The organism is Pandoraea soli, from assembly GCF_902459595.1.
GTDB classification, from domain to species: domain Bacteria; phylum Pseudomonadota; class Gammaproteobacteria; order Burkholderiales; family Burkholderiaceae; genus Pandoraea; species Pandoraea cepalis.
In genome coordinates this window covers 262,095-283,803 of record NZ_CABPSG010000006.1, presented here as the reverse complement: position 1 = coordinate 283,803, position 21,709 = coordinate 262,095, and the positions used below count along the sequence as shown (strand labels likewise).

General features: G+C 65.1%; 14 protein-coding genes and 1 pseudogene. 9 read left to right on the top strand and 6 right to left on the bottom strand.

All coding sequences use genetic code 11. The features are described 5' to 3' along the window. The first annotated feature begins 97 nt into the window (after positions 1-97). Positions 98-559, top strand: a complete 462-nt coding sequence (locus tag PSO31014_RS13220) for an Lrp/AsnC family transcriptional regulator (RefSeq protein WP_026132166.1) — start codon at positions 98-100, stop codon at positions 557-559. A gap of 165 nt (positions 560-724) precedes the next feature. On the opposite strand, the gene metG is transcribed toward PSO31014_RS13220, so the two are convergent. Both metG and PSO31014_RS13210 read right to left on the bottom strand, forming a co-directional pair. Further along, the gene (metG, locus tag PSO31014_RS13215) at positions 725-2,824 is read right to left on the bottom strand and encodes a methionine--tRNA ligase (protein ID WP_150552033.1); all 2,100 of its coding nucleotides are present in this window, start codon (positions 2,822-2,824) and stop codon (positions 725-727) included. A 461-nt stretch (positions 2,825-3,285) separates the two neighbouring features. Further along, entirely contained in the window at positions 3,286-3,930 is a 645-nt protein-coding gene (locus tag PSO31014_RS13210; protein ID WP_017235059.1) for a YiaD family glycine zipper/OmpA-like lipoprotein, read from the bottom strand. 227 nt (positions 3,931-4,157) lie between these two features. On the opposite strand from PSO31014_RS13210, the pseudogene apbC reads away from it, so the two are divergent. From apbC to gltS, 4 genes and pseudogenes are all read left to right on the top strand, one after another. Further along, positions 4,158-5,288: pseudogene (gene apbC, locus PSO31014_RS13205) on the top strand (iron-sulfur cluster carrier protein ApbC); the annotation flags it as partial. Between the two features lie 124 nt (positions 5,289-5,412). Further along, positions 5,413-5,982, top strand: a complete 570-nt coding sequence (gene dcd, locus PSO31014_RS13200; protein WP_026132167.1) for a dCTP deaminase — start codon at positions 5,413-5,415, stop codon at positions 5,980-5,982. A 105-nt stretch (positions 5,983-6,087) separates the two neighbouring features. Continuing rightward, positions 6,088-8,373, top strand: coding sequence for an arginine/lysine/ornithine decarboxylase (locus tag PSO31014_RS13195; RefSeq protein ID WP_150552031.1), 2,286 nt, complete (start codon positions 6,088-6,090; stop codon positions 8,371-8,373). A gap of 363 nt (positions 8,374-8,736) precedes the next feature. Beyond that, a complete protein-coding gene (gltS, locus tag PSO31014_RS13190) occupies positions 8,737-9,951 on the top strand; it encodes a sodium/glutamate symporter (RefSeq protein WP_150552030.1) in 1,215 nt (404 codons plus the stop codon). 113 nt (positions 9,952-10,064) lie between these two features. Here gltS and argH read toward each other — a convergent pair whose 3' ends face one another. From argH to ppc, 3 genes are all read right to left on the bottom strand, one after another. Continuing rightward, a complete protein-coding gene (gene argH / locus PSO31014_RS13185) occupies positions 10,065-11,462 on the bottom strand; it encodes an argininosuccinate lyase (protein ID WP_150552029.1) in 1,398 nt (465 codons plus the stop codon). Between the two features lie 172 nt (positions 11,463-11,634). Then, positions 11,635-12,225, bottom strand: a complete 591-nt coding sequence (gene aroQ / locus PSO31014_RS13180; RefSeq protein ID WP_174976501.1) for a gamma subclass chorismate mutase AroQ — start codon at positions 12,223-12,225, stop codon at positions 11,635-11,637. Between the two features lie 424 nt (positions 12,226-12,649). Next, on the bottom strand, positions 12,650-15,616 hold the full coding sequence (ppc, locus tag PSO31014_RS13175) for a phosphoenolpyruvate carboxylase (protein ID WP_281349102.1): 2,967 nt from the start codon (positions 15,614-15,616) through the stop codon (positions 12,650-12,652). A 79-nt stretch (positions 15,617-15,695) separates the two neighbouring features. Between ppc and hemC the strand changes: the two genes are divergently transcribed. The 4 genes from hemC (at position 15,696) to PSO31014_RS13155 (ending at position 20,002) form a co-directional block, all read left to right on the top strand. Beyond that, the gene (gene hemC, locus PSO31014_RS13170) at positions 15,696-16,664 is read left to right on the top strand and encodes a hydroxymethylbilane synthase (RefSeq protein WP_150552027.1); all 969 of its coding nucleotides are present in this window, start codon (positions 15,696-15,698) and stop codon (positions 16,662-16,664) included. 77 nt (positions 16,665-16,741) lie between these two features. Continuing rightward, positions 16,742-17,659, top strand: coding sequence for a uroporphyrinogen-III synthase (locus PSO31014_RS13165; protein WP_150552026.1), 918 nt, complete (start codon positions 16,742-16,744; stop codon positions 17,657-17,659). Then, positions 17,656-18,819, top strand: a complete 1,164-nt coding sequence (locus tag PSO31014_RS13160) for a uroporphyrinogen-III C-methyltransferase (RefSeq protein ID WP_174976500.1) — start codon at positions 17,656-17,658, stop codon at positions 18,817-18,819. Before PSO31014_RS13165 ends, PSO31014_RS13160 begins: the two co-directional genes overlap by 4 nt. 10 nt (positions 18,820-18,829) lie before the next feature. Beyond that, on the top strand, positions 18,830-20,002 hold the full coding sequence (locus PSO31014_RS13155; protein WP_150552024.1) for a heme biosynthesis HemY N-terminal domain-containing protein: 1,173 nt from the start codon (positions 18,830-18,832) through the stop codon (positions 20,000-20,002). Between the two features lie 33 nt (positions 20,003-20,035). Here PSO31014_RS13155 and PSO31014_RS13150 read toward each other — a convergent pair whose 3' ends face one another. Beyond that, positions 20,036-21,547, bottom strand: coding sequence for an MDR family MFS transporter (locus PSO31014_RS13150; RefSeq protein ID WP_150552023.1), 1,512 nt, complete (start codon positions 21,545-21,547; stop codon positions 20,036-20,038). Positions 21,548-21,709: the final 162 nt, after the last annotated feature.

The window sequence follows — 21,709 nt, the reverse complement described above, 5'->3', positions numbered from 1 at the left end:
TGTTTCTGAAGTTTACGTGCCAACGAGAGGTAAAGGGTTTCAAATTTTCTGCCGAATGGCGTAGGATTTGGAAAAATTTTCCTCTCAGGTGGCTGTCATGGACAAAACCGATCTCGCAATTCTCGAAAATCTGCAAGCCGATGCCTCGCGCTCGCTGGGTGAACTGGCCGAAGCCGTGCATCTGTCGCCGACGCCCTGCTGGCGGCGCGTGCAGCGCCTGCGTGAAAACGGCGTCATCACGGGGCAGGTCACGCTGTGCGATCCTCAGCAGCTCGATCTGCGCGTCACCGCGTTCGTGTTCATCAAGGCGGCCGCGCACAGCGAGGACTGGATGGTCCGCTTCGTGGCAGGCGCACGGGAATTGCCTGAAATTGTCGAGATGCACCGGATGGCGGGCGAGATCGACTATCTGCTCAAGGTGTACCTGCCGGACATCGCTGCCTACGACCGTTTCTACAAAAAGCTCATTCGCGTGGCCGATCTGCAAGACATCAGCGCGAGCTTCTCGATGGAAACGGTGAAATTCACCACCGCGTTGCCGGTGGATCATCTGCGCTAGCCGGTCGGCGTTTCATCGCTACCCTCGGCCGCCGAGTTGCGGGACGCCAGCATAAAAAAACACCCCGGTGCCGGACGAGATGTCCGGTATTCGGGGTGTTTTTCGTGGGAAGCGCGGGCGTTGCCATGCGACGCCGCCGGCGTTTCCAAGCGGCACGTCAGCGCATTACTTCACGCGCATGCCAGGCTTCGCGCCGTCGTGCGGCTCGAGGATGTAGAGGCCCGGTTCCGCTTTCTCGTCGGCGGCCGAGGCGGCGAGCACCATGCCTTCGGACAGACCGAACTTCATCTTGCGCGGCGCGAGGTTGGCGACCATTACCGTGAGCTTGCCCACCAGCGCTTCGGGCTGCGGATAGGCGGACTTGATCCCGGAGAAGACGTTACGCGTTTGCGCTTCGCCCACGTCGAGCGTGAGTTGCAGCAGCTTGTCCGACCCGTCGACCGCCTTGCAATCGACGATGCGCGCGATGCGCAGATCGATCTTGGCGAAGTCGTCGATGTTGATGATGCCGTCTTGCGCGCCGTTCTCAGCCTTCTCCGACGCCCTGGCGGCTTTGTCCTTGCCCTTCGCCGCTGCCGCCTCAGCCACCGGTGCGGCCGCTTGCAGCGAGTCGCGGTTGGCCGCGAGCAACGCTTCAACCTGCTTGCCTTCGACGCGCGTCATCAAATGCTTGTAGGCGGAGATCGCCGTGTCGGCGGTGAGCGGGCGGCTCACGTCCTGCCATGCTTGCGGCGCGATGTTCAGGAAGCGCTCCACGGCCTCGGCCGTCACAGGTAGCACGGGCTTGAGGTACAGCGTGAGCAAACGGAACGCCTCGAGGCAGACCGAGCACGCCTCGTGCAGGGCGCCGGCCTGCGCCGGATCCTTCGCCAGATCCCACGGCTTGACCGTGTCGACGTAACCGTTCACGGCGTCGGCCTGTTCCATCACCAGACGCAGCGCCTTGCCGAACTCGCGCGCTTCGTAGTGCGCAGCGATCTGCGGGGCAACGGCGCGCAACTGGCCCAGCAGCGGGGCCTGCATGGCGTCCGGCGACACGCGACCGTCAAAGCGCTTGAGAAGGAAGCCCGCCGCGCGGCTGGCGATGTTCACGTACTTGCCCACCAGGTCGCTGTTCACGCGGGCGATGAAATCGTCGAGGTTCAGGTCGAGGTCTTCCATCGTGTTGCCCAGCTTGGCGCCGATGTAGTAACGCAGCCATTCCGGATTGAGGCCGGTGTCGATGAAGCTTTGTGCCGTGATGAACGTGCCGCGCGACTTCGACATCTTCTGGCCGTCCACCGTCAGGAAGCCGTGGGCGAACACGTTGGTCGGCGTGCGATGGCCCGAGAACTCGAGCATCGCCGGCCAGAACAACGTGTGGAAGTACAGGATGTCCTTGCCGATAAAGTGGTACTGCTCGGTTGTCGACCCCGGCTTGACCCACTCGTCGAAGTTCAGGCCGCGCTGCGCGCACAGGTTCTTGAAACTGGCGTAGTAGCCGACCGGCGCGTCGAGCCACACGTAGAAATACTTGCCCGGGGCGCCCGGGATCTCAAAGCCGAAGTAGGGGGCGTCGCGCGAGATGTCCCAATCGGCCAGCGTGGACTCGCCGTCTTCGCCGAGCCATTCCTTCATCTTGTTGGCGGCTTCGGGTTGCGCGAGTCCGGCCACCCATTTGCGCAGGAACTGCTCGCAGCGCTTGTCCGAGAGCTTGAAGAAGTAATGCGTGGACGTCTTGCGCACCGGCGTGGCGCCCGAGACTACCGAGTACGGGTTGAGCAGATCGGTCGGCGCATAGGTCGAACCACAGACTTCGCAAGAATCGCCGTACTGGTCCTTGGCGCCGCATTTCGGACACTCGCCCTTGATGAAGCGATCCGGCAGGAACATTTCCTTGACCGGGTCATACGCCTGTTCGATATCGCGGGCTTCGATCAGACCCTGTTCCTTGAGAGCGAGATAAACGCCTTCGGACAATTCGCGGTTTTCCTCGGAATCCGTCGAATAGTAGTTATCGAACGAGACGCCGAAGCTGTCGAAGTCGCGCTTGTGTTCCTTCCAGACGCGTTCGATCAATTGCTTGGGGGTGAGGCCTTCCTTCTCGGCACGCAGCATGACGGGCGTGCCGTGCGTGTCGTCCGCGCCAACGTAATAGACCTCATGGCCCTGCATCCGCATGAACCGTACCCAGATGTCGGTCTGGATGTATTCGACCAGATGGCCGATGTGAATCTGGCCATTGGCGTACGGCAGGGCGGAGGTGACAAGAATGCGGCGGGACATGAGGATCGACTGTGCGTTGAGGGAACCGGGAAAGGTCGATTCTAGCAGGCGGGGCCAGTTGACGCCCAACCGCCCGACTCGCTCAATGAATCCGGCAGGGCGAGGGAGGGGCGGGAGCGGGGCAATGGCCGGCCGTTGCCGATGGCGCCGGCGACGTCTGTGGGGCGGCATTCCACGATGAACCAAAAAAAAGCCGGAACCAGGTTCCGGCTTAACTAGGCACACGTAACGTCAATAACAAAGAGGAGATGGAAGCGCCCACAGTAAGCACTTCCGAAGGGTCTGAGCGATGTGACGTGGGTTTAGTTCAACTGAGGTGCCGAATTTCGATGGTGCGTCGCAGCATGCTGCTCGGGCGCTTCGGCAGAACGCAGGCCCGGCGGGCCGGGCCTGCGTTTGCGAGACGAAATCCCAATGCCCCGTCAGGCGGAAAGCGGGGCAGAAAGCGAAGCGCGAGGCGATCAGCCGCGCGGTGCGTGCAGCAGGATTTCGACGCGACGGTTCTGCGCACGGCCGGCGGCGGTGGCATCCGAGGCGACCGGCTGGCTCGACCCGACGCCCGTGCCGCTCATGCGGTTCATCGCGATACCGCGGCTGTTCAGATACTGGATCACGTTGGACGCGCGGTTTTGCGACAACGGGATGTTGATGCGATCGCCGCCCGTGCTGTCCGTATGGCCCACGATGTTGGCGGTAATCCCCGGATTCTGGTTGAGCGACGCGGCAACGTCGTCGAGCACGGCGCGGAAGTTCGGCTTGATATCGGCGCGGCCGGTGTCGAACGTCACGTCGCTCGGGACCGCGACCTTGAGTGAGCCGTCGGGCTGCTCGGAGATCGTGGTGCCTGTGCCGGCCGTGTGGCCGCCCAAGGTGTTCTTGATCGCGCTCCAGTTGTACCCCGTCGCGCCGCCAGCGGCGGCACCCACGGCGGCGCCGATCAGCGTGCCCGTCGTGTTGCCTCCGATGAGGTTGCCCAGTCCTGCGCCCACTGCCGCACCCACACCGGTGCCGACCGCCGTGTTCGTGCCCTGCGGCGTCTGGCAACCGGCCAGCATGGCGGCGGCGGTCAGGACGAGCGCGCAAGCGCGCAGAGAGTTCTTATTCATGTGAGGCTCCTTATCGATTAGCTAGCAGTCGTGAAACAACGCGTGAGCACTTCGCCGAAGCACGCGTGCGTTGCAGGGGTTTTGAACCTGCCGGCGCGCGGTCTTTTACAATAGCGCTGAGTGTCAACCGCAGGCAAGGACAGATTGCCATGCCGGCGGGTTCCCCATAACACGCGCGCCTCGCATGCTAATCGAGAGCGTGCGCCACGGATGTTACAAGTTGTTAGCGCTCGTCGGGGCTTTCCCGGCGCGCCTCGACAGAGCGAGAGACCCACATGGAAGTCGCCCAAATCAATGAAGTGCTGCGTGGCATCGTCGATCCCGACACGGGGCTCGACCTGATTGCCGGAAAGTATGTGAAGCAGGTCGTGGCCGAGCATGGTCACGTCGGTATCCAGATCGAATTCGGCTATCCGGCGAAGAGCCAGTTCGAGGCGATGCGCACGCGCATTACCGATGCCGTGGGCAAGCTGCCCGGTGTCGAGCGCGTGGCCGTCGACATCAGCCAGAAAATCGTGGCGCATGCGGTGCAGCGAGGGGTGAAGCTCCTGCCGAACGTGAAGAACATCGTGGCGGTGGCGTCGGGCAAGGGCGGCGTGGGCAAGAGCACCACGGCCGTGAACCTGGCGCTGGCGCTGGTGGCCGAGGGGGCCACCGTCGGCATTCTCGACGCCGACATCTACGGTCCGTCGCTCCCCACGCTGCTGGGCATTCACGGCAAACCCGAGTCGAAAGACGGCAAGACGCTCGAACCGATGACGGCGCACGGCCTGCAAGCCAGCTCGATCGGCTTCCTGATCGAGCCGGACAATCCGATGGTCTGGCGCGGCCCGATGGTCACGCAGGCGCTCGAACAACTGCTCAACCAGACGAATTGGCACGACCTCGACTACCTGATCGTCGACATGCCGCCGGGTACGGGCGACATCCAGCTCACGCTCGCGCAAAAGGTACCGGTCACGGGCGCGGTCATCGTTACCACGCCGCAGGACCTGGCGCTGCTCGACGCCCGCAAGGGTCTCAAGATGTTCGAGAAGGTCGGCGTGCCGATCCTCGGTCTCATCGAGAACATGAGTCTGCACATCTGTTCGAACTGTGGACATGAGGAGCCGATCTTCGGCGTGGGCGGCGGCGAGCGCATGAGCCACGATTTCGACGTCGAGCTGCTGGGCAAGCTGCCGCTGGAGATGAGTATCCGCGTGCACGCTGACGCCGGCATGCCGAGCGTGGTGGGCGACCCGGCCGGCCGGATCGCGGTGCTCTACAAGGCCATTGCCCGCAAGATGGCGGTGAAGATCGCGGCGCGGCAGAAGGACATGACGAGCAAATTCCCCTCGATCGTCGTTCAGAACACGTAAGGACGGCGCGCAAGGGGGCCTGGGAGCCCCGCGCGGCGCGGTGCGCGTGAAAACCTCACTGCACCGCAACAATCGCGTAAAATACGCCCAATTTTTCACGTACTACGCCCATTCAGGCCCACACATGAGCATCAAGTCCGACAAATGGATCCGGCGTATGGCCGAGGCGCACGGCATGATCGAGCCCTTCGAGCCGTCGCAGGTCCGGCAATCCCAGGACGGGCAGAAGATCGTCAGCTATGGCACGTCGAGTTACGGCTACGATATTCGCTGTGCGGCTGAATTCAAGATCTTCACGAACATCAACTCGACGATTGTCGACCCGAAGAACTTCGACGAAAAGTCGTTCGTCGACTTCTCCGGCGATGTCTGCATCATTCCGCCGAACTCGTTCGCGCTCGCGCGCACCGTCGAGTACTTCCGCATTCCGCGCAACGTGCTCACCGTGTGTCTCGGCAAATCGACGTATGCCCGTTGCGGCATCATCGTGAACGTGACGCCGTTCGAGCCCGAATGGGAGGGCTATGTGACGCTGGAATTCTCGAACACCACGCCGCTGCCGGCCAAGATCTACGCCAACGAGGGCGTGGCTCAGGTGCTGTTCTTCGAATCCGACGAAGTCTGCGAGACGTCGTACAAGGATCGCGGCGGGAAGTACCAGGGGCAGCGTGGCGTCACGCTGCCGAAAACCTAGCCCGCGCAGGCTTGACTCGCCACCGGTGAGCACCCGCAACGTCGCACTGCCCAAGAGCCACGGCCATGTCGGACCGTGGCTCGTTCTTTTGTCGAAGGAACGCCAATGAAATTCCGTTTTCCGATCGTCATCATCGACGAAGACTTCCGCTCCGAAAACATTTCCGGATCCGGGATTCGCTCCTTGGCGGAGGCCATCGAAGCCGAGGGCATGGAGGTCAACGGTCTCACGAGCTACGGTGACCTGACCTCGTTTGCGCAACAGGCGAGCCGCGCATCGAGTTTCATCCTGTCCATCGACGATGACGAGTTCGGCACGTTCTCGAGCGAAGCGGGCGGTGAAGGCGAGGGCGAGCTGGCGCTGGCCATCATCAACCTGCGCGCGTTCGTGCAGGAAGTGCGCCGTCGCAACCCGGACATTCCGATTTTCCTGTACGGCGAGACGCGCACGTCGCGCCACATCCCGAACGACATCCTGCGCGAGCTGCACGGCTTCATTCACATGTTCGAAGACACGCCGGAGTTCGTGGCGCGTCACATCATCCGTGAAGCCAGGTCGTACCTCGACTCGCTGCCGCCGCCGTTCTTCCGCTCGCTCACGCACTACGCAGCCGACGGCTCGTATTCATGGCATTGCCCGGGCCACTCGGGTGGCGTGGCGTTCCTCAAGAGCCCGGTGGGCCAGATGTTCCACCAGTTCTTCGGTGAGAACATGCTGCGCGCGGACGTGTGCAACGCCGTGGAAGAGTTGGGTCAGTTGCTCGACCACAACGGCCCGGTGGGCGCGTCGGAGCGCAATGCGGCGCGTATCTTCAACGCCGATCATCTGTTCTTCGTGACGAACGGCACGTCGACCTCGAACAAGATCGTGTGGCATGCCACCGTGGCGCCGGGCGACATCGTCGTGGTCGACCGCAACTGCCACAAGTCGATCCTGCACGCGATCACCATGACGGGCGCCGTGCCAGTGTTTCTTACGCCGACGCGCAACCACCTCGGCATCATCGGCCCGATTCCGAAGTCGGAGTTCGAGCCGGCAGTCATTCGCGCCAAGATCGAAGCGAACCCGTTCGCGCGCGAAGTGCTCGAACGCGATCCGAACGCCAAGCCGCGCATTCTCACGATCACGCAGAGCACCTATGACGGCGTGATCTACAACGTCGAGATGATCAAGGAGCTGCTGGGCAACACCATCGACACGTTGCACTTCGATGAAGCCTGGCTGCCGCACGCGGCTTTCCACGAGTTCTACCGCGACATGCACGCGATTGGCGAAGGGCGTCCTCGCTCGTCGGAGGCCACGGTCTACGCCACGCACTCCACACACAAGCTGCTCGCCGGCATTTCGCAAGCGTCGCAGATCGTGGTGCAGGAGTCGGAAGCGCGAACCTTCGACACGTATCGCTTCAACGAGGCGTACCTGATGCACACGTCGACCTCGCCGCAGTACGCGATCATCGCGTCGTGCGACGTGGCCGCTGCGATGATGGAGCCGCCGGGCGGCACGGCACTGGTCGAAGAGTCGATCGTCGAGGCGCTCGACTTCCGCCGCGCCATGCGCAAGGTGGCGGCCGAGTATGGCGATTCTTGGTGGTTCTCGGTCTGGGGCCCGGAGCATCTGGGCGACGAGGGTACGATTCAGCGCGACGACTGGGTGCTGCGTGCCAACGAGCGTTGGCACGGCTTCGGCGATCTGGCCGACGGCTTCAACATGCTCGATCCGATCAAGGCGACGATCATCACGCCGGGGCTGGACGTGGGCGGCGAGTTCGGCGAGAGCGGTATTCCCGCGGCCATCGTCACCAAGTACCTCGCCGAGCACGGCATTATCGTCGAGAAGACGGGCCTGTATTCGTTCTTCATCATGTTTACCATCGGCATCACCAAGGGCCGCTGGAACTCGATGGTGACCGAGCTGCAGCAGTTCAAGGACGATTACGATCACAACCGCCCGCTGTGGCGTGTGCTGCCCGAGTTCGTGGCGAAGTTCCCGCGCTACGAGCGCATCGGCCTGCGCGATCTGTGCGATCAGATCCACAGCGTGTACAAGGCGAACGACGTGGCGCGTGTGACGACCGAGATGTACCTCTCGGACATGCAGCCCGCGATGAAACCGACCGACGCGTTCTCGAAGCTCGCGCACCGCCAGATCGACCGGGTGCCCATCGACGAACTCGAAGGGCGCGTGACGAGCGTGTTGCTCACGCCGTACCCGCCGGGTATTCCGTTGCTGATTCCCGGCGAACGCTTCAACGCCGCGATCATCGAGTATTTGCGTTTCGCGCGCGACTTCAACGAACGCTTCCCCGGGTTCCACACCGATATCCACGGTCTGGTCGTCGAGGAAGTGGATGGACGCCCCGAGTATTTTGTGGATTGCGTGCGCCAGTAAGCGAGCGCGCCCGAGGCGACCTCCGGCCCCGTGTGAAAGCACGGGGCCGTTTTTTTTTGCTTCGGAGTATTTGGCGTAGTTGGCATGGAGATGCGCAGCGTATGGCGGCGCGCCTTATACGCCCGTTTTTGCTGGCCGCATTTCACGTAGCGAGCGTTGCTGAGTGTCGGCGGACGCAAAATGCGTAGGCGAATCCGTGGAATTGACCGTGGAATGGCGGAAGATGTCTGACGATCGTTGAGATGTGGCGCGGCATACCCGATTTGTGGTTTGGCTCGAACTGCGCCAATTTGGGTGATTTCCCGTTAATTTGGGCCGATTCGGTTGCTACACTCGACGCACTTTTTTCGAGCGGGAGGATTCATGGAAACCGGACAACTGGAGTTCAGCACCTACGGCACACTTGTCTGTGCCACGTTGGTGTTGTTGCTTGGGCGCAAGCTGGTCGAATGGATCGGGCCGCTGCGCACGTACAGCATTCCCGAACCCGTGGCGGCTGGCCTGCTGGTGGCGGTGGGCGCGTTGGCGCTGCGCCAGTTTGGGCAGGTTGAGCTGAAGTTCGACACGTCGTTGCAAACGCCGCTCATGCTCGCCTTTTTCGCGACCATCGGACTCTCGGCCAACCTGGCCAGCCTGAAGGCCGGCGGGCGTCGCCTGGTGTTGTTCCTTGGCGTGGTGGCGGGCATGCTGATCTTACAGAACGCGATCGGCGTGGGGCTTGCGTCCATCATGGGGCTGGCGCCGGGCGTCGGCTTATTGGGTGGGTCGATTACGCTGGCGGGCGGACACGGCACGGGCGCGGCATGGGGTGACACGCTGACCTCGCGCTACGGCGTGCAGTCGGCGCTGGAAATTGCGATGGCTTGCGCCACCTTCGGGCTGGTGTTTGGCGGATTGCTGGGCGGGCCGGTCGCCCGTTTTCTGGTGGGGCGTCTGGGCGCCAACGTGCCGGGTGCGGCCGCGGCGCAACAGACCACGCCGGAGGGCTTCGAGCAGCCGCACACGGTGCGGTTGATCACCGCGCAGGCGCTGATCGAAACGGTCGCCATGGTGGCCATCTGTTTGCTGGGCGGCGAGGTCATTGCGCGCTGGCTGGCGGGCACGGCGTTCGAATTGCCGACGTTCGTGTGCGTGCTGTTTACCGGTGTCGTTGTGCGCAATTTGCTGTCGCTCGTGGGCTACGAAGTGTTTGAGCGCTCGCTGTCGGTGCTTGGCAACGTGAGTCTCTCGCTCTTTCTGGCGATGGCGCTCATGACGCTGCGTCTGTGGGATCTCTCGACGCTGGCGCTGCCGATGATTGTGATTCTCGTTGTGCAGGCGGTCGCGATGGCGGCTTATGCGATCTTCGTCACGTTCCGCGTCATGGGACGCAACTACGATGCGGCCGTGCTCGCGGCGGGCCACTGCGGATTCGGGCTGGGTGCGACGCCGACGGCCATCGCCAACATGCAGGCAGTGACCGAGCGTTTCGGCCCGTCGCACATCGCATTCCTGATCGTGCCAATGGTGGGGGCGTTCTTCATCGACATCCTCAACGCGATCATCATCAAGGGGTTCCTGTCGCTTCCGCTGTTCTGATGCGAGGGACATGATCCCGCGCGTACGTCCATCTCACGCGCATGAAAAATGCCACCCGTCCGGGTGGCATTTTCGTTGGTGCTCGCCAGGTCGAATGACCTGGCCAGGCCGACTTACTTGGCGAGCTTAGCGCGTGCGGCGGCGATGGCGCGTTGCACTTGGGCGGGCGCGGTGCCGCCGATGTGGTTGCGGCTGGCGACCGAGCCTTCGAGCGTCAGGCAATCGAAGACATCCTCACCGACGAGCGGCGAGAACTTCTGCAACTCGGCGAGCGACAGGTCGGCCAGATCGATATCGCGATCCGAGCAGATCTTCACGGCATGCGCCACGATTTCGTGGGCGTCGCGGAACGGCAGGCCCTTCTTGACGAGGTAGTCGGCCAGATCGGTGGCGGTCGAGAAGCCTTGCAGCGCGGCGTTGCGCATATTGGCTTCGCGCACCTTGATGCCCGGCACCATGTCCGCGAAGATGCGCAGCGTGTCGATCACGGTGTCGACCGTGTCGAACAGCGGTTCCTTGTCTTCCTGATTGTCCTTGTTGTAGGCGAGCGGCTGGCCCTTCATCAGCGTGAGCAGCGCGATCAGGTGGCCGTTGACGCGACCGGTCTTGCCACGCGCGAGTTCGGGCACGTCCGGGTTCTTCTTCTGCGGCATGATCGAGCTGCCGGTGCAGAAGCGGTCGGCCAGATCGATGAAGCCCACGCGCGGGCTCATCCACAGCACCAACTCTTCCGAGAAGCGCGAGATGTGCGTCATCACGAGCGCGGCGGCGGCCGTGAATTCGATGGCGAAGTCGCGATCCGACACCGCGTCGAGCGAGTTCGCGCAGACTTCGTCAAAGCCAAGCGTCGCCGCGACCCGTTCCCGATCGATCGGATAGCTCGTGCCGGCGAGCGCCGCAGCGCCCAGCGGCAGCCGGTTCACGCGGCGGCGCACGTCGAGCATGCGTTCCGCGTCGCGGCTGAACATCTCGAAGTAAGCCAGCAGGTGATGACCGAACGTCACCGGTTGTGCGACTTGCAGGTGAGTGAAGCCCGGCAGGATCGTGGCGCTGTGCTGATCGGCCAGATCCAGCAGTGCCCGGCGCAGGTCGCCGAGGTGATTGCCGATGCGATCGATTTCGCTGCGCAGCCACAGTCGGATGTCGGTCGCCACCTGATCGTTACGCGAGCGGCCGGTGTGCAGGCGCTTGCCCGCGTCGCCGATGAGCGCGGTCAGGCGCGCTTCGATGTTCAGGTGAACGTCTTCGAGATCCAGTTGCCACTCGAGCTCGCCACGCTCGATCTCGCCGCGAATCTGCGTCATGCCGCGCTGGATGTCGGCCAGATCCTGGGCGCTGATGATGCCTTGCGCCGACAGCATATCGGCATGGGCGAGCGACCCTTCGATGTCGAACAGCGCCAGGCGCTTGTCGAAGAAGACCGACGCCGTATAGCGCTTGACGAGTTCGGAAACGGGTTCGGAAAAGCGGGCCGACCAGGCTTCGCCTTTCTTGTGGAGTTGGGAGGTCATAGTCGTAGCTTGGCTAATCGAGGCCCATCGGGGCAGATGGAAGCGGACCGTGGCAGAGCACGGCAAACCGCGATTATACAACCCCGGCGTTGGCCCATCGACTCGGCCGACGGCGGGGCCGGGGCGCCTCGGCCAGCGCAGCGTCGACCGCGGCCGGGGCAGGGGGCGTCGGTCAGCGCGGCGCCGACAGCGTCCAGACGCGCAGGGGCGCCGACAGGCACAGACCCGACGTCGCCTCGTCGAACGCCGCCCGTTGCAGCGCTTCGAGCTTCGCCGCCTTGGCGATCCGCTCGCGGGCTTGGTGAATGCGCGCCATGCGCGATGGATCGTCGGGCAACGCGCACAGGCGGCCGAGATCGCGCATGAGCGACGTGCCGAGCCGGTCGAGCGCCGGGCGCAAACGCGTGGCCAGATCGACCGGCTCCCCGGGCGCGCTGCCTTCGCGCTTCCAGCGGGCCAACAAGGCCGTCTGCACCAGCTTGCCCGCCTCGATCTGCAGACGGAAGAACGTGCGCGCCTGCGCGGGCGTCAGGCCGTACAGGGTGGCCCGGTCTCCCATGCTGTCAAGCAACGCCTGCTCGCGCGGGGTGTCCTGCACCGGCTTGCCCGACGTGTATTTGGTCCGCGCAACCGCTTCGCTGATCGCCAGCCGCTCCAGAATGCCGTGCATCAGCGGGTCGAGCACGGCGTCGACGATCGGCGGCGGCTTGGGTGGACTGGCGGGCGACGTCGCCAGCGTTTGCGAGACGAGGCGTACGGCCAAACCGCGCACGCCGTGCGGCGCCGCAGCGAGTGCATGCGAGACGGGCGGGGGCGGGGGCGGGGGGGAGGATGCGGATGCGGATGAGGAAAGGCCGGTGCTGGCGGTGTGTGGCGACATCTGGATGGCCGGACCCGCCTGCGCGCCTGCGCAAATCAGGCCAAGCGCGGTGGCCGTGAGGCGTCTGGAGGCCCGTCGTAAGCGGGTACCTCGCGCGGATACTGCGTTGGAATCGGATTGCATGATGGATGGGCCCCCCGGCAGCCATCGAATCGGACCCCCGAAATATACCGTTCTATCGGTCCACTGTCGTTGGGGAGATTCTCAAGCGGAGTACCACTCGGCCAACGTGACGTTTCCGGCCCATCGACGTTGTGCGCCGGCCCCGCGGACTGCGGAGCCGGCGCGGGGTCACGCCGCGACGACGTCAGCCCGTGTTGCGCAGACCGGCGGCGATACCGTTGATGGACAGGTGGATGCCGCGACGCGCGCGCTCGTCCGATTCCCCCGCACGATGCCGGCGCAACAACTCGACTTGCAAGTGGTTGAGCGGATCGAGGTACGGGAAGCGGTTCTTGATCGAGCGGGCGAGCAGCGGGTTGTCCGCCAGCCGTTCCTCGTGACCGGTGATGAGCGCGAGCGCCTGCGAGGTGCTCTGCCATTCGGCGACGATGCGATTGAACACGCGCTTGCGCAGCTTCTCGTCGGGCACCAGTTCGGCATAACGCGACGCCACGGCCAGGTCGGTCTTGGCGAGCACCATGTCCATGTTCGAGAGCAGCGTCGCGAAGAACGGCCAGCGCTTGACCATCTGACGCAAGGTATCGAGACGCTTTTCGCGACCTTCGGCGTCGGCTTTCGCGGCTTTGCCTTGCCCACCGTCGAGAAATGCCTGCACTGCGCTGCCGAAGCCGTACCAGCCAGTGATGAGCAGACGGCACTGGCCCCACGAGAAGCCCCACGGAATCGCGCGCAGGTCTTCGATACGACGATTCTTCGGATCCGAGAATTTGCGCGAGGCGGGACGCGAGCCGATGTTGAGCTCGGCGATTTCCGAGATCGGGGTGGCCGAGAAGAAGTAGTCGGTGAAGCCCGGCGTCTCGTAGACGAGATCGCGATACGCAGCGAAGGCCGTGTCGGAGAGCGTCTGCATGACTTGCTCGTACGCGGCCAGACGCGGCGGCTGGTTACGGCTCGGCAGCAGCGTGGCTTCGAGCGTGGCCGCCACGATGGTCTCCAGGTTGCGCCGCCCGATCTCCGGGTTGGCGAACTTGCTTGCAATGATCTCGCCTTGCTCGGTCAGACGAATCTGCCCCTTCACCGTGCCCGGCGGTTGCGACAGGATGGCCTGATAGGTCGGGCCGCCGCCACGCCCCACGGTGCCGCCGCGGCCGTGGAACAGACGCAGGCGAATGCCTTTCTCCTCGAACAGATGCACCAGCGCGAGTTCGGCCTTGTACAACTCCCAGTTCGACGTGAGGAAGCCGCCGTCCTTGTTGCTGTCGGAGTAGCCAAGCATGACTTCCTGCTCTCCGCCTTGCTGCGTGACCACCTCGGACATGCCGGGAATGTCGAAGAACGCGCGCATGATGACTGGCGCATTGCGCAAGTCGGCAATCGTTTCGAACAGCGGGATGACCATCGCACCGACCTTGGGCTCGATGGCCTTCGCGCCGTTGCCGCCCAGCGCGCCCAGGAAGAGGCCGGTCTCCTTTTGCAGCAGCATGACTTCCACCAGATCGCTCACGGTTTCCGTATGCGAAATGATGTAATTGCGCACCGCGCGCGGTCCGAAGCGGGCGCGGATGTCGCGCGCCGCGGCAAACACCGCCAGCTCGTCGCGCGTGCGCTGCGAGTAGTCGAGATAAGGCGAGAACAGCGGGCGCGGCTCGCGCAGTTCGCGCAGCAGCAGGGCGAGCTTCTGGTCTTCGTCGAGCTTCGCGTAATTCGCTTCGATGCCCGCCTTGGCGAACAACTCGGCAATGACGGCTTCGTGAATGTCCGAACTCTGGCGCAGGTCGATGCTGGCCAGATGGAAGCCGAACACCTCGGCGGCACGCACGAGCGGGCCAAGGCGTTGTGCGACCAGGGCGCCGCCATGATGCGCCATGAGCGACGCGACCACCGTATTCAGATCCGAGATGAATTCGCTCGCGTCGAGATACGGGTTGGCGCGGCCGACCGCGACGCGATGCGGCACGTGGCCAACCCACTCGCGCGCCGTGGCGGCCAGACGCGCGTACACGCCGATGAGGGCGCGTCGATAGGGCTCGTCGGTGCGGTGCGGCGAGTCGTCGGGCGAGCGGCGCGCGAGGGTGAGCAGCGCGTCGCTGGAGCCGGCGAGCAATTGCGAGACCGACAACTCCGCACCCAGCAGGTGCACTTGTTCGAGGTAGTGCGCGAAGATTTCGGTGGCCTGGCTCGTGATGGCCAGTTGCAGCGTTTGCGCCGTGACGTTCGGGTTGCCGTCGCGATCGCCGCCGATCCAGCTACCCATCTGCAGGAAGCGGCCGAGGCCTTCGGCGCGCACGGCGGGCACGGCGTCGTGCAGCTCGGCGCTCACGTCGTCGTACAGGGCGGGAATCTCGGACAGGAACGTGCTGCGGTAGTACGACAGCGCGTTCTCGATTTCATCGGCCACCGTCAGGCGCGAACTGCGCAGCATGCGCGTCTGCCAGAGCGTGGTGACGTAGGCACGCATCGATTCGGTGTTGCGCGCGGCCTCACGCTCGGTGAGGGCGTCGTCGCGATGCGCGAGCAGACGGGCGATTTCGCGCTCGGCGTCGAGAATGCTCTTGCGCTGGACTTCGGTCGGGTGGGCGGTGAGCACCGGCACGATGAGCGCGCTTGCGAAGAATGCCTGGAGCGTGGCGGGATCGGCAAGGCCGGCGTCTTTCAGGCTTTGCAGCGCGGCGCGCAGGCTGCCCGGCTGGGCGCGGCTGCCGGCGAGCGCGTGCACGCGGCGGCGGCGGTTGTGATGGCGGTCCTCGGCGATGTTGGCCAGATGCGAGAAGTAGCTGAACGCGCGCACCACCTCGATGGCTTGTTCGTTGGTCAGACCATTGAGCAACGTGCCCAGCGCGCGGGCGGCGCTGCGGTCGCCCTCGCGGTGAAAGCGCACCGCATTCTGGCGAATGGTCTCGACCAGATCGAACGCGTCGCTGCCTTGTTGTTCGCGCAGCACGTCGCCCAACAGGCGGCCAAGGAAGCGGATGTCCTCGCGCAGCGGGGCGTCCTTGTCTTCACGCGAGCGGCGGGTCTTGCCCTTGGCCGGCCCATCCGCCGCCGGGCGGGAAGTGGATGGGGCCGCGGCTGCTGCCTTCGCGGGGGAAGTCTTGCCGACCGACTTGGCGAGGCCCTCTTGTGGGGCTTTTACCTTTGCGCTGCTCTTCATGTCGCTCCTCTCACGACCCGCCGTTCGGGCCGGTCAAGCGTGTTACCATTTTTTCTTTTGGTCTTCACGCGGTTGCTGAATGAACTTCGCTGCTCCTGAAACCCTGGTGATCGCTTCGCGCGAGAGCCGACTCGCCATGTGGCAAGCCGAACACGTGCGTGACGCGCTGCACAAATTATATCCGCAGTGTCGCGTGAGTATCCTCGGAATGACCACTCGCGGTGACCAAATTCTCGATCGCTCGCTCGCGAAGGTCGGCGGCAAGGGGCTTTTCGTCAAGGAACTCGAACTTGCCCTGGCCGATGGACGAGCCGATCTCGCCGTCCATTCGCTCAAGGACGTGCCGATGCAACTGCCCGACGGCTTCACGCTGGCGGCCGTGCTCGAGCGAGAGGATCCCTGCGACGCCTTCGTGAGCAACGACTACGACAGTCTCGATGCACTGCCCGCCGGGGCGGTGGTCGGCACGTCGAGCCTGCGCCGTGAAGTGAGTCTGCGTGCCCGGTATCCGCACCTGAAGGTGGCGCCGTTGCGGGGCAACCTCGATACGCGTCTGGGCAAGCTCGACCGCGGCGATTTCGCCGCGATCATTCTCGCGGCGGCCGGTCTCAAGCGCCTGGGATTGGGCGAGCGCATTCGCGCTACGCTCGCGCCGGAGGTGAGCCTGCCGGCCGCCGGGCAGGGCGCGCTGGGCATCGAAGTGCGCGCCGGACGTCCCGAAATCCTGCAATGGCTCGCCGCACTTCACCATGGCCACACCACGCTGGCCGTGAGCGCCGAGCGCGCCGTGTCGCGTGCGCTGGGGGGCTCGTGCCAAGTGCCGCTGGGCGCGTTTGCCGAATTTACGCCGCAAGGCGAACTGACACTGCGCGCATTTATTGCGTCGACGGACGGCGCGACGGTGCTTCGCGCTCAGGGCGCGGCCAATGTTGCCGAAGGCGATGTGGCCGGCGCCGAGGCGCTCGGAAAACGTGTCGCGCAGGAACTGATCGATGCGGGCGGCTTGGCACTGGTGCCGCCGCCCGAGCCCAAGGATCCTCCCGCTTGAGCCCGCGCGCGCCGGTCTTGCCGCCCGCCGCTGGCGTTGCGCCAGCGTCCGTCTGCGGGCGTCTTGCCGGTGGGGCGATGTCGCCTCGCTCGCCGTGCGCCATCCTGACGCGCCCCGACGGACAAGCCCATGCGCTTGCCCGCGCGTTGCGCGCCGAAGGTATCGACACGCTCGCATTCCCGCTGCTGCACATTGCCGCGCAGGCCGACCCGGACACATTGGCGGCGCTCGACCGCGCATTGCGCTCGCTGGCGTCCTATGCGCTGGCGGTATTCGTCTCGCCCAACGCCGTGACGCATGGCCTGGCTCGGCTGGCGCATCTGGCATCCCTCGATCATCGAACGAGCGACGACCTCGCCGATGTCGGTATCCACGTGAGCGACTTGTGGCCTGCGGCATTGCCGGTGGCCGTGGTCGGCCCAGGGAGTGCGCAGGCGCTGGCCGACGCGGGCATCGCCGCGCCACGACATCGCGTGATCGTGCCGCCGGGCGGTCCGGCAGCGCGGTTCGACTCGGAAGCGCTGCTCGCGCAACTCGACCTCGCTTCGCTGGCAGGGCGCCGCGTATTGATCGTGCGGGGCGACGGCGGTCGCGAACTGCTGGCCGACACCTTGCGCGCCAGCGGCGCGCAGATTGACCTCGTCAGCGCCTACACGCGTCGGGCGCCCGCGCCGGACGCCGCCGCGTGGGCCGCGCTGGAAGCCCGGCTGGCTTCGCCCGAGCGTTGCGCCTGGGTGCTGACCAGCTCCGAGGCAGTGCGTCATCTGGCCACGCAGCTCGCTGCGCGCTACGGCACGCGCGATGGCATCCACACGCCGGGCACCCCGCAGGTGCTGGCGCAAATCCTGGCGGCGCCATGCTTTACGTCGCATGAACGCATCGCAGATGCCGCGCGGGCTGCCGGGTTTGATAGGATTACGCAATGCGCGCCCGGCGACGAGAATTTGTTGGCGGCACTCAAAACATGGGCAGATCCCATTCAAGTCAAAGCATGACGACAGATAATCGCGTTCCCGAGTCTTCCCAGAACCCGTCGGCGTCGACCGGCCCGGCGGCGTCGAATGCAACCACGGCCGGCGGTGCTCCCTATGGCACGACGGGTAGCCCGCCTGCATGGCAGCCGCCCGAGCCGCCGCCTCGGCGTCGAGGGTCGGGGGCCGCGCTGCCCTGGCTGCTCTTCGTGCTCGTGTCGGCCGGGGCCGGCATCGGCGGCTGGTCGCTGAACCAAAAGCTCGACCGCGTGCAGCAGGAAATGGCGCGCCGTCAGCAGACGGGCGACGCACAGGTCATGCAGGCGCAGGTGCGAACGGCGCAGGCACTCGACAATCAGCGCGATCTGCAAAACCGGCTCACGGCGCTCGAAGGGCGTGTGTCCGATTCGCGCAGCCAGCAGGCCGCACTCGAACAGCTCTATCAGGATCTCGCGCATAACCGAGACGAATGGGTGCTCGCCGAGACCGAGCAGATCGTCACGAGTGCGAATCAACAATTGCAGCTCACCGGCAACGTTCGCGGCGCGCTGATTGCGCTGGAGGGCGCCGACGCCCGTCTGGCACGCTCCGGCGCACCGCAGCTCGCAGGCGTGCGGGACGCACTGAAGAAGGACATCGACCGGCTCAAGGCCGTGCCGGCGGCCGATTTGCCGCAACTGACCGGCAAGCTCGATCAGGCGATTGCCATGGTCGACACGTTGCCGTTGCAGGCCGAGGCGCGGCGCGTCGACCCGACGTCGACGGCCGGGGGCGCGGCCGGTGCGGGCAGCGTGAGCGAAGCGGGCTGGATCGCGACGTGGCATCGCCTGTCCGCGGAGATGCTGGGCAGCCTCAAGCAACTGGTGCAGGTCCGCCGGTTGGACGACCCGGACGTCATGCTCGTGGCGCCGGAGCAGGGCGCGTTCCTGCGGGCGAATCTCAAGCTGCGCCTGCTCAATGCGCGACTGGCGCTGCTTGCGCGCAACGCCTCTGCTGTGCATAGCGACGTGGTGGTCGCGGAGGCCGCGCTCGATAAGTATTTCGACGCCAAGTCGCGTCGCATCGCCGCCGTGAAAACGTTGCTCGACCAGGTCGACGCGGGTTCGCGCACGATCGAACTGCCGACCCTTGACGCCAGCCTGACCGCCATCGGTCAGGTCAAGGACGTCAAGGACAAGCCGTAAGGAGCCGGGCATGCGAGGACTGATCTGGTTGACGCTCCTGTTCGCGGTCGCGGCCGGCTTTGCCGTGCTGGCGACGTTCAATCACGGGCAGGTGGTGATGCTGGTGCCGCCGTACCGAGTGGACGTATCGCTGAACCTTTTTGTGCTGGCGTTGCTGGCCTTGTTCGTTGCGCTGTACGTCGTGATTCGTATTCTGCGCAACATCTACAAGATGCCGGAGCGTGTGGCCGCTTACCGCAATCGCCAACGCAGCCGTCGCGCGAACATCGCGTTGCGCGATGCCGTGGCGAATCTCTTCGCGGGTCGCTACACGCGGGCGGAGAAAGCGGCGCGCGAAGCCGCCGAGCAGGATGACAATCGCGGCGTGGCGGCGATTATCGGGGCGCGCGCGGCGCACCGTATGCGTGAGTTTGCGCGTCGCGACACCTGGCTGGCCGAGGCGCAGGGGGCGAACCTGGAAGAGGCGCGTCTGTTGCAGACGGCGGAGTTGCGCGTCGATACCCGCGATGCGGAAGGGGCGCTCGAAGCCCTGACCGAGATGCGGGCGCAGGGCGCGCGCCGCATGCAGGCACAGTTGGTCGCCCTGCGGGCACATCAACATCTGAAGCACTGGCCCGAGGTCCTGGCACTGCTCAAGGTGCTGGAAAAGCGCGAAGCGTTGCATCCGGCGCTGGCGGCCAAGCTCAAGCAGACGGCCAGCGAGGGCATTCTGCGCGATCACCGCCACGATGCCGACGCGCTGCTCAAGTGCTGGCACGAATTGCCGGCCGATGCGCGCACGTCGGCGCGCATAGCCGATGTCGCGGCGGAGTTGCTGATTTCGCTCGATCGTCTGCGCGAGGCGCGCGATATCGTCGAGGCCGCGCTGGCCGAGCACTGGGACCCGCGTCTGCTGCGCCGCTACGCCGAGTGTGCCGGCGGCGATGCCCTGCCGCTCATCCAGAAGGCCGAGGCGTGGCAGCAGAGACATCCGAACGATCCCGACCTGCTCTTCGCACTGGGCAAGCTGTGCCAGCACCAGCGGCTGTGGGGCAAGGCGCAGACGTTCCTCGAGGGCGCACTGCGTTATACCGACGACCGGCATCTGCAACAGCGCGTGCATCTGGCGCTTGCGCAACTCTTCGAGGGGCTCGAACAGATGGAACTGGCCAACCGCCACTATCGGGCCTGCGCGACCGCGTAAATGGCTGGCGAGCGAGCCGTCGGGCTCGCATCGTCATTCGATGGCCGTTGCTTCGTTCCCCGAACTCTGACGCAACGGCAGTTCCGGCAAGCGGGCGAGCGCGACGATGGCCAGCGCGGCAATGAGGGCGCTACCGCCGAAGAAGGCACCGAAGGCGAGCCGGACATGATCTTCCATCCCGGGCGGTGCGCCGCCTGGGCGAAGGAAGTCGGTCAGTTCGCGCGGTGCGCCGCCGCCGTCTGCCGAGACCAGCAGCCCGACGATGAGCGCGCCGAACATCGCAACGCCGATCATCCCGCCGAGCGCCCGGAAGAATGCGTGTGCGGCCGTCGCAATGCCGATGTCGCGCGGCGCGACGGCATTTTGCGTCGCCACGGTCATCACCGGCATGGCCGAGCCGAAGCCGATCCCCACCAGTCCGAGACACAGCCCCACGACCCAGAGCGGCAGTGACTGCACGCCGAGCGCAATCGTCGTCAGCCCCAGCAACGCCACCGGCAGGCCGATCTGTGGCGGACGCTTGTAATGCCCCGTCGCGCGCATGTAATGCCCCGCGCTGAGCGCCCCCACCACGATGCCCAGCAACGGCAGGATCAACATCAGCCCCGAACGGCTGGCCGATTCGCCGCGCTGCAACTGAAGATAAAGCGGCACGTAGATCCCGATGCTGATGTTGACCATCATCACGAGCACGGCCATCGTCGACGTCATCCGGAACACCGGGTTGGCAAGCAACGCCACCGGTAGCAATGGCTCGCGCACCGCACGCTGGTGACGCAGGAAGATCGCCCCCACGATCACGCTCGCGGCGAGCAGGCCTGCAATGGGCATCGACACCCAGGCGTAGCGATGCCCGCCCCACGTGAGCGCCAGCAACAGGCAGACGGTCGCGGCGATAAGCAGTGCCGACCCGAGATAGTCGATGCTCGGCTTGCCCTCGCGACGGGGCAGGTGGCGCAGCGCGCGGTCGCTCAGGTAGATGGCGAGCAGACCGAGCGGGAGATTGATCCAGAAGATGAGCGTCCAGTTCAGATACTGAGCGAATACCCCGCCGGTGATGGGACCCGCCACGCCGGAGACCGCGAACATGCCGGAGATGTATCCCTGATATCGGCCGCGCTCGCGCGGCGAGACGATATCTGCGATCACCGTGTTGGACAGCGCGATGAGGCCGCCCCCGCCCAGCCCCTGCACGCCACGCGCCACGATCAGCGCGAGCATGCTCGGCGCCAGCGCGCACAGCACCGACCCCACGAGGAAAACGGCGACGCTCACGGCGATGACGACGCGTCGTCCGAACAGATCGGAGAGCTTGCCGACGATGGGGGTGATGGCCGTGGATGAGAGCAGATAAGCGGTGACGACCCACGACACGGCGTCGAAGCTACCGAGGTCTCGGGCGATGGTCGGCAGGGCGGGCGCGACGATGGTCTGGTCGAGCGAGCCCAAAAACATGATGAGCAGCAGCCCGGAGAGGATCGACTTGACCTCGGCGGGGGTGAGCGAGACGCCGGCCGGCGTCGTCGGAGAGTCGTTGGCGGGCATGCGGATATTTGGGGGCAAAAAACAGGCCGTCCCGGCAAGGACGGCCTTCTTGATGCGAAAGATATTACTCCCAACGGATTGCCACGGTGGCGACCCGGCCAGCGGCCCCGTGGCGGAGTGGTCTTGCCCGGCGAGATGCGGTTTCGTCAGCCGATCCCGCTG

Coding starts and splice junctions, on each gene's coding strand:
- PSO31014_RS13220 (WP_026132166.1), top strand. CDS start 98: ATGGACAAAACCGATCTCGCAATTCTCGAAAATCTGCAAGCCGATGCC.
- metG (WP_150552033.1), bottom strand. CDS start 2,824: ATGTCCCGCCGCATTCTTGTCACCTCCGCCCTGCCGTACGCCAATGGC.
- PSO31014_RS13210 (WP_017235059.1), bottom strand. CDS start 3,930: ATGAATAAGAACTCTCTGCGCGCTTGCGCGCTCGTCCTGACCGCCGCC.
- dcd (WP_026132167.1), top strand. CDS start 5,413: ATGAGCATCAAGTCCGACAAATGGATCCGGCGTATGGCCGAGGCGCAC.
- PSO31014_RS13195 (WP_150552031.1), top strand. CDS start 6,088: ATGAAATTCCGTTTTCCGATCGTCATCATCGACGAAGACTTCCGCTCC.
- gltS (WP_150552030.1), top strand. CDS start 8,737: ATGGAAACCGGACAACTGGAGTTCAGCACCTACGGCACACTTGTCTGT.
- argH (WP_150552029.1), bottom strand. CDS start 11,462: ATGACCTCCCAACTCCACAAGAAAGGCGAAGCCTGGTCGGCCCGCTTT.
- ppc (WP_281349102.1), bottom strand. CDS start 15,616: ATGAAGAGCAGCGCAAAGGTAAAAGCCCCACAAGAGGGCCTCGCCAAG.
- hemC (WP_150552027.1), top strand. CDS start 15,696: ATGAACTTCGCTGCTCCTGAAACCCTGGTGATCGCTTCGCGCGAGAGC.
- PSO31014_RS13165 (WP_150552026.1), top strand. CDS start 16,742: ATGTCGCCTCGCTCGCCGTGCGCCATCCTGACGCGCCCCGACGGACAA.
- PSO31014_RS13160 (WP_174976500.1), top strand. CDS start 17,656: ATGACGACAGATAATCGCGTTCCCGAGTCTTCCCAGAACCCGTCGGCG.
- PSO31014_RS13155 (WP_150552024.1), top strand. CDS start 18,830: ATGCGAGGACTGATCTGGTTGACGCTCCTGTTCGCGGTCGCGGCCGGC.
- PSO31014_RS13150 (WP_150552023.1), bottom strand. CDS start 21,547: ATGCCCGCCAACGACTCTCCGACGACGCCGGCCGGCGTCTCGCTCACC.